At 63.4% G+C, this 13,339-nt stretch carries 11 protein-coding genes and 2 pseudogenes; 7 read left to right on the top strand and 6 right to left on the bottom strand.

What is annotated here, in order from left to right:
* Positions 1-111: 111 nt before the first annotated feature.
* Together I1A62_RS06250 and I1A62_RS06245 are read right to left on the bottom strand one after the other, a co-directional pair.
* Positions 112-372: an alcohol dehydrogenase catalytic domain-containing protein gene (locus tag I1A62_RS06250; protein WP_219454800.1), complete on the bottom strand. Its 261-nt coding sequence runs from the start codon at positions 370-372 to the stop codon at positions 112-114.
* A 232-nt stretch (positions 373-604) separates the two neighbouring features.
* On the bottom strand, positions 605-1,249 hold the full coding sequence (locus I1A62_RS06245; protein WP_219454798.1) for a TetR/AcrR family transcriptional regulator: 645 nt from the start codon (positions 1,247-1,249) through the stop codon (positions 605-607).
* A gap of 154 nt (positions 1,250-1,403) precedes the next feature.
* Here I1A62_RS06245 and I1A62_RS06240 point away from each other — a divergent pair, with 154 nt between their 5' ends.
* The 5 genes from I1A62_RS06240 (at position 1,404) to I1A62_RS06220 (ending at position 6,941) form a co-directional block, all read left to right on the top strand.
* The gene (locus I1A62_RS06240; protein WP_219454797.1) at positions 1,404-1,991 is read left to right on the top strand and encodes a flavin reductase family protein; all 588 of its coding nucleotides are present in this window, start codon (positions 1,404-1,406) and stop codon (positions 1,989-1,991) included.
* Positions 1,992-2,005: 14 nt separating this feature from the next.
* On the top strand, positions 2,006-3,274 hold the full coding sequence (locus I1A62_RS06235) for an LLM class flavin-dependent oxidoreductase (protein WP_219454795.1): 1,269 nt from the start codon (positions 2,006-2,008) through the stop codon (positions 3,272-3,274).
* Entirely contained in the window at positions 3,271-4,083 is an 813-nt protein-coding gene (locus tag I1A62_RS06230; protein WP_219454793.1) for an alpha/beta fold hydrolase, read from the top strand. The genes I1A62_RS06235 and I1A62_RS06230 overlap by 4 nt, the downstream gene beginning before the upstream one ends.
* 126 nt (positions 4,084-4,209) lie before the next feature.
* Complete coding sequence (locus I1A62_RS06225) at positions 4,210-5,838, top strand: AMP-binding protein (protein ID WP_219454792.1); 1,629 nt, start codon at positions 4,210-4,212, stop codon at positions 5,836-5,838.
* Positions 5,835-6,941, top strand: coding sequence for an AraC family transcriptional regulator (locus I1A62_RS06220; protein WP_219454790.1), 1,107 nt, complete (start codon positions 5,835-5,837; stop codon positions 6,939-6,941). The genes I1A62_RS06225 and I1A62_RS06220 overlap by 4 nt, the downstream gene beginning before the upstream one ends.
* A gap of 249 nt (positions 6,942-7,190) precedes the next feature.
* Here I1A62_RS06220 and I1A62_RS06215 read toward each other — a convergent pair whose 3' ends face one another.
* The 3 genes from I1A62_RS06215 to I1A62_RS06205 form a co-directional block, all read right to left on the bottom strand.
* Entirely contained in the window at positions 7,191-8,117 is a 927-nt protein-coding gene (locus tag I1A62_RS06215; protein ID WP_219454788.1) for a dioxygenase, read from the bottom strand.
* Positions 8,118-8,152: 35 nt separating this feature from the next.
* The gene (locus I1A62_RS06210) at positions 8,153-9,208 is read right to left on the bottom strand and encodes a maleylacetate reductase (protein ID WP_219454786.1); all 1,056 of its coding nucleotides are present in this window, start codon (positions 9,206-9,208) and stop codon (positions 8,153-8,155) included.
* Positions 9,209-9,278: 70 nt separating this feature from the next.
* Positions 9,279-10,496 carry an acyl-CoA dehydrogenase family protein gene (locus tag I1A62_RS06205; protein WP_219454785.1) on the bottom strand — a complete coding sequence of 406 codons (1,218 nt, stop codon included), beginning with the start codon at positions 10,494-10,496 and terminating at the stop codon, positions 9,279-9,281.
* A 258-nt stretch (positions 10,497-10,754) separates the two neighbouring features.
* Here I1A62_RS06205 and I1A62_RS06200 point away from each other — a divergent pair.
* Positions 10,755-10,973, top strand: a pseudogene (locus I1A62_RS06200) (transposase); the annotation flags it as partial.
* Between the two features lie 253 nt (positions 10,974-11,226).
* A complete protein-coding gene (locus I1A62_RS06195; RefSeq protein ID WP_219454783.1) occupies positions 11,227-11,994 on the top strand; it encodes a cytochrome P450 in 768 nt (255 codons plus the stop codon).
* 36 nt (positions 11,995-12,030) lie between these two features.
* On the opposite strand, the pseudogene I1A62_RS06190 reads toward I1A62_RS06195, so the two are convergent.
* Positions 12,031-13,287: pseudogene (locus tag I1A62_RS06190) on the bottom strand (IS256 family transposase).
* Positions 13,288-13,339: the final 52 nt, after the last annotated feature.

Below are 13,339 nucleotides of genomic sequence, written 5' to 3'. Positions count from 1 at the left end.
TGAGCGCAGCGTCAGTGAGAGGCGCGGCCAGGACCGGGTCGAGGCCGTCGGACGGCAGGAGGTGCCGAGTCGAGGGAACCAGGAGGTACTCGGCATAGCCGCCTTCTGGCCCTATCCAGGAACGTGTCGCACATCTGTTCTTTGCCGCCGAGGCAGAAACTGCCGTGTCCACAGCCCCAGCCGCGCATTTTCATGCCCGAGGGTATGAGGTAGGGCGACGCCTTGTGTTTCACCCGACGCGATGTGCAGATCGGAATGGCACGCGCCCGCGCCGGCGATCCGGATCAGTGCTTGTCCCGGCCCAGGAACCGGCGTGGGTACTTCCTCGATGACGAATCCGGCGCCGAAGGTGTGCAGTCGTGCGGCTTTCATGACGAGCCTTTCGTGCTGTCTCGATCTCATCGCCGCCGCAAGGTGCCGGTGTGTCGGCTGCATCGGTCGGGCGGCATCTGGATGTGGCCAAGTAAGAAGCAACCCAGCCGAGACCGCGGGCGTGGTCGGGGAATGCGTCCGAGACCGACCACTGTGATGTCCGTCTCCGGCATGACTCCGCACGTTGGCGGCGGATCGCCGTGATTTATGCACTATGCCCTGAACAGCATCTCTAGCCGCCTGCGCCCAAATAGGCGCACAGAGCCGCAGCCGTCTCCTCGACGAGCGCTGTCCATGGCGCCGGACGGCTGGACTCGACGTTCTCCCCGAAGAGCGCCCGAAAGGCGCACACCGAGTAGAGCAGGCGATAGGCGTAATCGATGGCCTCCTCCGGCTGCGGACGCGTGATCTTGTCCGCGACGCTCAGCAACAGCTCTCGGAACATGGCGCCGCATTCGATCGCTCCGCGAGACCCCACCTCCAACACGGCTGGGTTTTCTGTCGAGACCAGCATCAGCTCCCGCAGGAGACGCTGGCGAGCTTCGAAGGTTTCGGCAAATCCTTGAACCGCGACGCGCACGACTTCGCTCAACGACGCATCCGGCTGCAAGTGCTCGCCGTTGAGCCTGCTCGCCATTTCAGCCTTGAAGTCCTCGACGAACTCGTGCTGGATGACGGTGAGCAATTGGTCCTTCGAACCGAACCGCCGGTACACGCTGCCTGTCGAGACGCCTGCTGCGGCAGCGACGTTTGCGATCGTGAGAGCGCTGGGCCCCTGTTTCTCGAGGACGTGGGTGCCCGCGAGGTATATCCGCTCGAGCGTTCGCCTGCTGCGCTCCTGCGTCGCGGGAGGTACGTCAGGAACTGATGAGGTCATTGACCAACTCTAGCGAGACATCGTGGTGTGACCGTTGACACAGCACGGGACGTATGCGAATGTAATGAAACATTCACATTCAGGCCGAGGGCAGGCCCACCGGTTAGGCGCCCTGTCGGTTACGGCCACGCGCACGGCAGTCAGGAGCAGTGCCATGTCCCCCAAATCACCCCCTAGCCCCGAGCAACTCGCTCTGCGCAAATGCCTCGGATCCTTTCCCACAGGCGTCGCGGTGATCACCTACGCCAGTCCCGAAGGCCCGCGAGGTGCCACCGTCAACTCGTTCGTATCGGTATCGCTGGACCCAGCGCTCGTCCTGGTGTCCATCGCCAAGACCGCCCGCTCACGCGAAGGTTTGGATGACGCCTCGTTCGCTGTCAATGTTCTCGGAGCTCATCAAGGCGATGTCGCCATGCATTTCGCGGGCCGCCCCAACGAGTGTCTTCGCGTCCCCTGGCAGCAGGACGCAGAGGTGCCACGCCTGCGGGAATGCGCTGCATGGTTGCAGTGCGCGCCGTGGCGCAGTGTCGAAGCCGGAGATCACGTCTTGTTCATCGGGGAGGTCGTCGCTCACGGACACGATCCCTCCGACCCGTTGATCTTCCACGCCGGCGCCTTCCGCACCGACAAGCCTGCGAGCCCCCGTTGGCGGCCGCCGTCTCCGATAGACAGTCTCGACCGCCGCCGTGACCTCGAACGTTGGAGCGACGCCGGTTCCACCACCCACATTGTCCCCGTCTGAGAGCAGAGGAAACGATGAAACTCACATACATCCAGCAGATCCCCTATCGCCACCTGCGGGACGACTTCGCGGCACTTCACAGCGAGTCCGTGGTGACCAACCCGTTTTACGAGCTCGTCGACCGGGATCTCTTACACGCCGACCTGCGCGACGCGCTCTACGAGTCGATGCACGCTGCCCGTGCCGGGTTCGACGCTGTGGGGTTGCAAGAACACGGAAGCAGCTCCTACGACATCAATCCCAATCCTGACCTCGGTGCTGCCGCACTGGCCTACGCGACGGAAGCCGAGGGCCTGCGGGTCGGCATTTACTTGCTCGGGCGGTCGTTGGGCAAGAGTCGCGAGCCCGTGCGTGTTGCCGAGGAACTGGCGTGGATCGACTCCATCAGCGGTGGTCGGCTGCTGGCCGGGTTCCCGGTGGGCCTGGCGTACGACGCCAACGTCAATGCAGGCGTTCCTCCCATCGAGACTCGGGGGCGTTACGACGAGAACTTCGAGCTGATTCTGCGGGCGTGGACCGAGCGCGAGCCCTTCGCCTGGAACGGCCGATATTCGCAATCGATGGGTGTGAACATCTGGCCTCGGCCGTACCAGAGTCCGCATCCGCCCATCAGCATCACGGGTATCGGGAATCCCGCGACGACCCGCTTCGCACTCGAGCGAGACCTGGGGTTCAACCTCGTCACACTGGGGAGCGACCCCAAAATCGGCGCCGCACCGATCTTCGACAGCATGTGGTCGATGGCCTCCGAGATGGGGATCGACGCCAACCCCTATCGGGCGGCGATGGCAGTGACAGTGCTGGTCGGCGAGACCGACGAGGATGCCGAGAAGCTCTACAGCAAGCACCTCGAATACCACCTGTCTCGGGGGCTCGGACACATCCCCATGAACCGCCTTGCGCTACCCGGCGGAATCAGCCCTCAGGGACTGAAAGTGCTGCTGGCACAGCCGGCGCCGCCCGCGAACCTGCCAGCACCCTCCTACGCCGAGGCGGTGCGCTCGGGTCTGGTCGTCGCCGGAAGCCCAGCCACTGTGCGCGAGACGCTCGCGGACTACGCACGCAGCTTCAGGATCGGCCAGCTTCTGGTCTTCCTACAGGTCGGCTCGATGCCGATCGAACTCACCAAACACAACATCGACCTGTTCGCGAGTGAAGTGGCGCCGCATCTGCGACCTCTCTGGTCGGAGTACGACGATGACAATCGCTGGTGGCCGGTCGCTCTCGGTGGTCAGCCGGCATCCAACAAGCAAGCGGACACGACAGGAGCGCGACTCAAATGACGTCTCAGATCACGATGGAAACCCAGACCGTCAGCGTCTGGGGCGACCAGATCACGTTGCAGTTCAGGGTTTTCGGGACCGGGCCCGCTCTCGTCTACCTGCACCCGCTCGGGGGATTCGTCCGCGACGACTTTCTCGACGACCTCGCCCGCACCCACACGATCTACGCACCAGAATTGCCGGGAACCAGTGAGGACGACCCGTTCGCCATCCACAAGGTCAACGATATTCCCGAACTCGTGCTGATCTACGAGGAGGCATTCGGCAAGCTCGGCCTTAGAGGAGCGCCGGTCATCGGGCAGTCCTTCGGCGGCATGCTGGCTGCCGAACTCGCATCATTCTTCCCGGACCTCTTCGAGAAGGTGGCTCTGCTCGGTCCGGCGGGACTGTGGTTCGAGGACAAGCCCTGGACGCTCGACATCCTGACCGCGCCGCCGTCGGAGGCACCGAACCTCCTGTTCAGCGACCCCTCAGCCGATCGTCCTCGTGCCATGTTGGCGCTTCCTGACGACCCGAAGGCGGCCGTGGATGCGCTGGCGCACCTCGTGTGGATCCAGGGCTGCGGTGCCAAGTTCCTGTGGCCCGTTCCCGACCGCGGGCTCTCGCGACGCCTGCATCGGATCACCGCTCCGGTCCTCGTCGTCTGGGGTGAGGACGATCGAATCATCCCGTCCTCCTACGCGGCCGAGTACGGCGCTCGGGTACCGGGCAGCGCAGTGCACGTGCTGCCCAAGTCCGGGCATATTCCGCAGGTCGAGCAGATGGAAGAGACGCTGGCGCTGGTGTCTGACTTCCTTTCGAACCCGTGACGATGACCGTCGAACTTCGCGCGGCTTGTTCGTGAACGTCCGGTCGCCAGGTCCTGAAGGACCTGGCGACCCGCACGTTCAGAACCAGCCCCCTGTCCTGTCGAAAGCTGAAATCGGAGGTAAAAAATGCTCTCTTTCGCCTCGGGGGAAACACATCCGGAGCTCCTCGAAGAGACGATCGGCGCGAACCTTGAACGCACTGTGGCGAGGCACCCCGATCGCGAAGCGCTGGTTGAAGTCGCGACCGGCCGGCGATGGACGTGGGCGGAGTTCGACGCCGACGTCAACCGGGTCGCCCGTGGCTTGGTTGCCGTAGGCGTCGGGAAAGGCGACCGTGTGGGAATCTGGTCGCCGAACTGCGCGGAATGGACGCTCACCCAGTACGCCACCGCTAAGATCGGTGCGATCCTCGTCAACGTCAATCCGGCTTATCGGACGCACGAGTTCAGTTTCGCCATCAACCAGAGCTCGGTGTCGCTGCTCGTGGCAGCCACCGGCTTCAAGACATCGAACTACCGCGACATGGTCGAGCACACCCGCCAGGACTGCCCCTCGTTGAGGCGAGTCGCCTATCTCGACACCGACGACTGGGCCGGCCTGCTTGCTCAGGGAGAACAGCTACCGCCACAGACCCTCGCAGACAAGATGGCAGCTCTGCACCCGTCGGACCCCATCAACATCCAGTACACCTCCGGCACCACCGGCAGCCCCAAAGGCGCCACCCTCACCCACCACAACATTCTGAACAACGGGTTCTTGACCACGGAGCTGATCAACCTGACCCAAGATGACCGGCTCTGCATCCCGGTGCCCTTCTACCATTGCTTCGGGATGGTCATGGCCAATCTGGGCTGCACCTCCCACGGCACCACGATGGTCATTCCCGCGCCGGGCTTCGACCCCGGCATCACCCTGCGCACCATCGAGGCCGAGCGCTGCACCGGCGTGTACGGCGTCCCGACGATGTTCATCGCCATGCAAAACCACGCGGACTTCCCGTCATTCGACTTGACCTCCCTACGAACCGGCATCATGGCCGGGTCCCCATGTCCTGTCGAGGTGATGAAGCGCTGCGTCACCGACATGCACATGACGGAGGTGTCAATCGCCTACGGCATGACCGAAACGTCGCCTGTCTCCTGTCAGACCCGCGCAGAGGACGACCTGGATCGGCGCACAGCCACCATCGGGCGCGTCCACCCACACCTGGAGATCAAGATCGTCGACCCGAATACCGGTGAGACCGTCGAACGCGGAGAGCCGGGAGAGTTCTGCACCCGAGGCTATTCAGTGATGCGGGGATACTGGGAAGATCCGGAGAAGACCGCCGAGGCGATCGACGACGAGGGCTGGATGCACACCGGTGACCTCGCCGAGATGCGGGAAGACGGTTACTGCACGATCGTCGGGCGGATCAAGGACATGGCGATCCGCGGAGGAGAGAACATCTACCCCCGCGAAATCGAGGAATTCCTCTACACCCACCCCGACATCGAGGATGTCCACGTGGTCGGAGTCCCGGACCAGAAATTCGGCGAGGAGCTGTGTGCATGGATCAAGATCCGCGCAGGTGCGGCCCCCCTGACCGCTGAGGCGGTCCGTGGGTTCGCAACGGGGAGATTGGCGCACTACAAGATTCCACGCTATGTCCTGGTAGTCGAGGATTTCCCGATGACAATCACTGGCAAGATCCGCAAGGTCGAGATGCGGGAGCAATCGGCACGTGCCCTCGGGTTGAGCGAGCAGAGGCCATGACGTCCTCGGTGCACGGTCTGCCGGCGGCGCGCGCCTGTCCGATCACTCGCACGGTCACCAGTGTCCTCAGCACACCGGAGATGCTGAGTCACCCCAAGATCGACTCCGAGCTCGAAGACGCTCTCCGCTACGACGAACACGGTACGGAGATCATCAGCACGCTCGACGTACGGCCCAATCTCCGCAACGCGGTGTGGGAGGCCCGCAACCGGAGTCACCTGATAGGCCTCAGGGCAGGGTCGCCGACGCCGTCCGGGCTGGTCGGCACGATGCGTAGCGCCGTGGTCAACGGAATGTCGATCGCCGACATCACCGGCAACGCTCATACCGTGGAGCGCACACCTACCATGGCCGACCAGTTACCGATCGATTCGGTGATGTTCACGTTCGTCATCTCCGGGGAGTCGTTTCATTTCAATGGGACGTCGCCTCCCGTGCTGGTGAAGCAGGGGGAAGTGGCGATCTACGACTCCGACAGCCCTTTCATGCTCGGATTCACCGAGGCGATGCACGCGGTCGTGGCTAGTGTGCCGCGCCACCATCTCGTGGATATCGGGATGCAGGACTGCTTCCGTCGACTCAAGGTGATACGTCATGCCGGTACCGGCGTGGAGACGGAGATGGCGCGCGACCTACTCGACGTTCTGCGGGGCGCCTTCGAGCGGCCAGTCGACGTCGACGTCCACGAGTTCGACGACACCCTTCTCGCGAACGCTCTGCGGACGCTCCGACGGTTGTCCGTGCAGCCGACGCAAACCAGCTATCACTACTTCACCGCGGCTACGGCATACATTGAGAGCCACTTTGACGACCCGAGGCTCTCGATCGCGGACATCGCGCACACGCTGAGCCTGAGTCAGCGACATCTCGGCCGCATCTTCGCCGCACGCGAGACCACCGTTGCCCGACACATCCAAAAGCTGCGTCTGCAGCGCGCCCGCCGGCTCCTGGCCTCACCGGAGAGCTGTCACATGGGGGTGGCTGAGGTCGGGCATCGCTGCGGCTTCAGTTCGCCATCGCACTTCTCCAAGGCTTTCCGTGCTTACTTCGGCGTTACGCCTACCGAGGCCCGCCGTGCCGAATCGCTGCCGGCGGCCGACTGATGTAACCGGGCGAGCGCGAGAGCTCCCACCGACGGGCGATCTCCGCCCAAGACGTGGATGTGGGATCGCGAGGCGCCTGGTCGATCTGTTGAGTCGCGAATAGCAGAGCGCCTCGACCTCACGTACTTTGATGCTGCCGACGTCGCCGAGGCGTACTGGGAGTTGGCAGGCTGCCGATGATGTGATCTTCGTCTGCGACGGAGCGAGTCCACTCCGGGCGCAGCTTTCACCGTGCCGTTCGGTGTCGCGTCATTCTTCCGTAGGGGCGAGGACGATGTCGAAACGGACCCTGCTCCAGGTGCCATCAATTGTTCGACCATCGGGAGTAGGTGTACCGGCGGGCTGCTGCTCGAACTCCTTGATAAGGGACTGCTTGACACCGAACACCGAATCGTCCCACAGGATCGCGTCGCCGGCGGGGAAGATGTGGGTTACCAGTGTGCGACAACCCTCATGCGCGACCATGAAGTGCAGGTGCGAGGCCCGCAGAGGAGAACGGCCGACCGTGGCAAGCATTTGTCCGACGGGCCCGTCATCAGGGATCGGATACGGCGTCGGAGTCAGGGCCCAGAATCGGTAGTCACCATTCGTGTCGGTGTACAGATGGCCGCGGCCGGACCTTTTGGCGGCGTCGTACTGGACGTCGTAGAGACCCTCCTCATCGGCCTCCCAGACCTCGATGCGCGCGCCGGGCACCGGTAGCCCGCCGGTGTCGGTGACACTTCCTTCGACCCAGCAGGGCTCGCCCGGGGCACCGAAGGCGAGGTCTCCGCCGAGTTCGACGCGCGGACTGTCCTCGACGAAGAAGGGACCGAACACGGTTGCCTCGGTGGCGTCTTGGTACGCCGTGTTGTTGATGTTGATCGTCTGCATCGAGGCGCCGAGAACGTCGGAGAGCAGTACGAACTCCTGACGAACATCATCGGTGATGTGGCCCGCCTGGGTAAGGAAATCGATCGCCGCACCCCACTCTGCCTCGGTCAGACGCACGTCGCGGATGAATGAATGCAGATGCTTAACCAGTGAGACCATGACCTGTTTGAGTCGGGGATCCGGTGTGCGGTCGAAGGACTGCACGACCTTCTCGACCAATGTGTCCTCGACGGCCCGCTGCTCAGGGGTGACGTCGCGCTCGATGTTGCCGCGCGCAGCGTCGTTGACAAAGCTTCTGGGCATCTCGATCTTCCTTCGTTTCGGTCTTTTGATGCTGCTCAGGCCGACTGGTCGCCGGCCCAGGCCGCGTCGAGCAAGGCTGTGAGGCTTTCCTCGGTGACTGGGGCCGGGTTATTCGTCGGGATCACCTCGAGGATCCTGGCCGCAGCTTCGGCAATTCCATCCTGCGGCATGCCGTAGTCGCGCAGCGCTCTCGGCGCGTCCAGCGAGGCATACAGGTGAGCCAGGCCCACGACGGCCGTCTTGCTGTCCAGCGCAGTGGCGACCCGGTCGTCAGCGTCGGGCGCGTGGGGCGCATTGAAGGCCAACACATGTGGGAGCACCGCAGCGTGAGTCTGCGCGTGCGGCAGATTGAACATGCCACCCAGCACGTGACAGATCTTGTGGTGCATTCCCGAGCCTGCCGAGGCGAAGGACACCGCGGCGAGGTACGCGCCGTAAAGAGTCTGCTCGATTCCCTCGATGCTGCCCGAGTCCGAAGCCACCAGGGGAAGCCCTGCTGCGAGGCCACGGATACCCTCCTGCGCCAGGGCACGGTCGATTGGATCCGCGTTCGGTCCCCACATCGAGTCGACTCCGTGGGCCAGGGCGTTCAGTCCGCTGGCCACCGCCATGGGCCCAGGCATGGTGGCGAGCAATGCGGCGTCGTACACGACAGCGCGAGGAAGCACTCGGGCGTCGACACCGGTGGTTTTCGTGGTTCCCTCCGTTATTCCCCAGACATGTGTGGCCTCCGAGCCCGCGTACGTCGTGGGTACCGCGACGATCGGTAGGCCGATCGTCAGCGCCACCGCTTTGGCCAGCCCGACCGCCGACCCTCCCCCGACCGACACCAACGCGTCGGCACCAGCTGCCACGGCCGCTTCCCGGGCACGCTCGGCCACCTCGAGGGGCACATGCATCACCACCTCCTCGTGATGATGCACTACCGGCGCCTGCTGGGTGATCGCGTCCGCGAGCGAGCGCTCCCGGGCGGAGGCGATCAGCATGACTTTAGTGGCGCCGATCGCCGCGAGTTCTTCGGCGACCGCAGCGCAGGCATGGTGAGCTGCGAACGTCACCCTCTGCGCGCGGGACTCGTGGGTGAACTGCATCGGCGCGGCCCTTTCCGAATTCATGCTTGGCAGGCCTCACCCACACGGATCGGGTGGTCCACGAGTGCATTCACTGCGTCGGAGCCGATTCTACGAGCGAGAAGAAAACCCACCGCGAGCCCTCGGCGAGGCCCGCGAGTTGTCGGCCACACTGCTGAAGCACTCCGGGTCCGGAGCTCATGTGTTGGGTGCCTGCGTGCATGTCGCGGAAGTACCGCTGCAGGTCCCCCTCGCGCAAGGCAGTCGTTCCTGCCCACTTGTACACGGTCATACAGACGTCGTGCGCGGTCCACGTAGCGTTGTTGAGCGACAGTCGGGTCAGACTCTCCTGGTGTGTCGAGAGCGGCTCACCACGGTTGATGGTTTCCTCATTGTCGGCCCAGGTCTGCATGAGAAATGCCCGCGCGCCCCGGAGTTTGGCCTCCGCCTGCGCGTACTCGGCGTAGAACTGGTCCGTCGTCGTCCCGTCTCCAGCGCGCTGTGACTTCACCTTGGCCAGCTTTCGCATCTCCGCGAGCAAGCGTTTTCCCATCCCGAGCGCCCAACCCCCGTGCTGGATGCCCGACATATTTGCCAGGCCGACCTCGTAGATCGCGCCGCCGTGGAGCGGCGTCTTCGTGGTGACTTCGTAGACGTAGGCGTCCGGAACAAACACGTCCTCGACGGTATAGTCGTCCGAGCTGGTGGCCCGAAGTCCCATCACATCCCAGTTGTCGACCATCGTGCACTCGGACTTCGGCAGCGTAAAGATGAGCGGACGACCCGTTTCGTCAACAGCTGCTGTATGGATCATGTCGGCGAGCTGCGAACCGGACGCGAAATGCCACTGGCCACTGAGCCGGTAGCCGCCCTCGACCTTTCTCGCCTGACCGAACTTGGTTCCCTGCCCTGCCATCAACGGATAATCGGAACCGGAGAACAGCTCCCGGGTGGCCTCGTCCCCCAGGTATGCGGCGGTTGTGCCGGTGATCATCTGCAGAACCATGACAACCCATCCGGTTGCGGCGTCCATCTCGGTGATGCGCTCGATCACGGCGACAACCTGGCGCGGCGAGAACTCCAAACCGCCGACCTCGACCGGCACACCAATGTCGAAAACGCGAGCCGATTTGAGCGCCTCGATCGTGCTGGGCGCAAGTCGTCCCTCGACGTCATGCTGTGCACCATTCGCTCGGACCGTCTCCTCGATCGAATCCAGTCGTGCCATCATCTCGTCGAACCGGTCGCTGACGTGCAGGCGTCCTCGCCTGTCGAGATGCTCGGACGGAGCGTGTGCCACTGCGGTCATCGTCCTGCCTTCCTGTCGAGGTCCCGCCCTTGTCGAACGGCTTCAGGTTCGAGTCCACTGCAGAGATCAGGGCGACGGGCCATCGGGGACGAACGCGTCTGCCCTCGGACACCGTGATGTCCGTCTCAGACAAGGGCGGCGCATCCCAAATCGACATTACTAACCACCCGGCCCCCAGCCGACCAGCGTGAATCTGTCGCCCTCTTCTAAGAGCATGTCTCATGTGGATGAAGTGACGTGTGGGACATAACGTGACGCGTGTTAGATGGGTCGTCACTGCGGTTGGTGCCGGGATGCGTTGTGGGAGATCTCGCGCGGCTGCAGGGAGGTGGCAGTGCACCGGTGGATGATCGGGTGGTGTTCACCGCGATCGTGTACGTGCTGACCAGTGGATGTGCGTGGCGGCATCTGCCGCCCTCGTTCGGGGTCACCGTTCCTACCGCGCACCGAAGGTTCACAGCCTGGGCGGCGGCCGGGTGTTCGAGACCCGTCGTCTGTTCGAGGCTAGCTTCGTGAACTGTGACGCTTGACACTCTGTAGGAAAAATGTGAATGTAATGGCACATGCGCATTGGGTGGGTCCCTCGCGATTTTCCCGATTCCGGCTCAGATCCACTGCCGCGGAACGGCGTTCTCGCATCTACCGGGCCGACGCGCACGCCGTGTTCCGCCACATCGCAGGACGTGCCTACTCCGTGCACGTCACTGACCTACGTACAGAAAGAGCGTCTGTGACTATTACCAACCTGGCTCTGCCATCTAGTGATATCGATCTCTTCTCGGACGAGGCACTCGCTGACCCCTATCCGGTCTACAAACAACTCCGGGACCTGGGGCCGCTCGTCGAATTGACTCAACACGGTGTTGTCGCGCTATCCCGCCACGCGCAAGTGGTGGACGCCCTCACTGACTCACAGACTTTCTCATCGGCAGATGGCGTTGGGTTGAATGACTTGTCGAACAGCGCATTTCAAGGCACCCTCATCGGATCCGACCCTCCGGAGCACACTCGGTGGCGAGCGGTTCTGGCCGAACGCCTCGCACCCCGGTCGCTTCGCGAGCTGAAGACCGACGTCGTGACCAGGGTGGACGAATACGTCGCGGACCTGGTCTCACGAGGCTCTTTCGACGCGATCGCGGACTTGGCACGCGCAGTACCGGTCGCAGTTGTCCTGGACTTGTTGGGGTTCCCTCAGGAAGGACGCGATCAACTGTTGGGGTGGGCCGAGCGTTTCGGTGACATCAACGGTCCCGCCAACGACCGGATGCGCGCAGCTCTACCCGCGGTAGATGAGCTCTTCGGTTGGTTGGCGACCACCTGCACTCGCGACCGGATGATCCCTGGGGGTTTTGCCACTACCATTCACGAAGCCGCCGAGCGCGGCGATATCCCTGAAGACGCGGTAGTCCCACTCATGTCTAGCTACGCACTGCCGGCCATGGACACCACCATCAGCGCCAGACAGCGTCCCATGGGGTGGTGTACTTCGGATCGGTGAACCATCTGGTTCGTGATCAACGAGTCATTTTGTAGGTTATGCGGTTTCGAGTTCGGGTGTCAACGATTGCGGCGTCGTGTCGTCTGTCGAGGCGCGTTGTTTGGCGGCGATGATGACTTTGAGCTCGTCCATGCTGACGTCTGAGACGTAGCGGCGGGTGACCTGCCACTCGTCGTGCGCTTCGATCACCACCGCCGTCGCCAACCGGAGGAACGCTGCCGGGTTCGGGAAGATCTCGACGACATCGGCGCGGCGTTTGATCTCCTTGTTCAATCGTTCGATCGGGTTGTTCGACCAGATCTTCTGCCAGTGCGCTTTCGGGAACGCCCGGAACGCGAGCACGTCGTGCTTGGCGTCGCGCATCATCGACGCGACTTTCGGAAAGGACTTCGCCAACGTGTCCGCGACCTGATCCTATTGCGCGGCCACAGCCTCGGGATCGGTGTGAGCGAAGATCGTCTTGATCGCCGCCATCACCGGCGGCACCTGCTTCGACGTCACCGCAGACCCGACGTTGCGCATGAAATGCACCCGGCACCGCTGCCACGACGCTCCGGTGAACTGCTGCACCACAGCAGCTTTCAACCCGGAATGCGCATCGGAGATCACCAGATGCACCCCCGACAACCCCCGTGCCTTCAACCCGACGAGGAACTCGCGCCAGAAATCGAACGACTCACTGTCGCCCACCGCGGTCCCCAACACTTCCCGGGTCCCGTCGATCGACACACCGGTCGCCACGACGAGGGCATGAGAGACCACATGAGCGCCGATCCGCACCTTGCAGTAGGTCGCGTCGAGGAAGATGTACGGAAAGGTCGTATGCGTCAATGTGCGGTCCCGGAACCGGGCGATCTCGGTGTCCAGTCCGGCGCAGATCCGTGAGACCTGCGACTTGGAGATTCCCGATTCGACTCCGAGTGCGGTGACGAGATCGTCGACGTTGCGGGTCGAGACGCCGTGGACGTAGGCCTCCATGATCACCGCGTACAACGCCTGATCGATCCGCCGGCGGCGTTCGAGCAGGCTGGGGAAGAACGAGCCGGACCGCAGTTTCGGGATCTGCACTTCGACGTCTCCGCTGGTGGTGGCGACGGTCTTGGATCGGGTGCCGTTGCGATAGTTGGTGCGCTCAGCGGTGCGCTCGTAGCGGCCGGCACCGAGGGCTTCGGTGGCTTCGGCGTCGATCAATGCTTGCAGTCCGGTTCGGATCAGTTCGGCGAACACGCTCGCCGGGTCGGCGCCCCTGAGTGCATCGAGCTGGGTGATCAGGGCAGAATGGTCGTGGGTCATCGCGTGGTCCTTTGGTCGAGTCACTTTGGTCGGTAACTCGTTCATCACTACG

Source organism: Rhodococcus sp. USK10 (assembly GCF_019378875.1).
Taxonomy (GTDB): domain Bacteria; phylum Actinomycetota; class Actinomycetes; order Mycobacteriales; family Mycobacteriaceae; genus Rhodococcus_F; species Rhodococcus_F pseudokoreensis.
This window is presented reverse-complemented; position numbering and strand designations above follow the sequence as displayed.

Coding starts and splice junctions, on each gene's coding strand:
- I1A62_RS06250 (WP_219454800.1), bottom strand. CDS start 372: ATGAAAGCCGCACGACTGCACACCTTCGGCGCCGGATTCGTCATCGAG.
- I1A62_RS06245 (WP_219454798.1), bottom strand. CDS start 1,249: ATGACCTCATCAGTTCCTGACGTACCTCCCGCGACGCAGGAGCGCAGC.
- I1A62_RS06240 (WP_219454797.1), top strand. CDS start 1,404: ATGTCCCCCAAATCACCCCCTAGCCCCGAGCAACTCGCTCTGCGCAAA.
- I1A62_RS06235 (WP_219454795.1), top strand. CDS start 2,006: ATGAAACTCACATACATCCAGCAGATCCCCTATCGCCACCTGCGGGAC.
- I1A62_RS06230 (WP_219454793.1), top strand. CDS start 3,271: ATGACGTCTCAGATCACGATGGAAACCCAGACCGTCAGCGTCTGGGGC.
- I1A62_RS06225 (WP_219454792.1), top strand. CDS start 4,210: ATGCTCTCTTTCGCCTCGGGGGAAACACATCCGGAGCTCCTCGAAGAG.
- I1A62_RS06220 (WP_219454790.1), top strand. CDS start 5,835: ATGACGTCCTCGGTGCACGGTCTGCCGGCGGCGCGCGCCTGTCCGATC.
- I1A62_RS06215 (WP_219454788.1), bottom strand. CDS start 8,117: ATGCCCAGAAGCTTTGTCAACGACGCTGCGCGCGGCAACATCGAGCGC.
- I1A62_RS06210 (WP_219454786.1), bottom strand. CDS start 9,208: ATGCAGTTCACCCACGAGTCCCGCGCGCAGAGGGTGACGTTCGCAGCT.
- I1A62_RS06205 (WP_219454785.1), bottom strand. CDS start 10,496: ATGACCGCAGTGGCACACGCTCCGTCCGAGCATCTCGACAGGCGAGGA.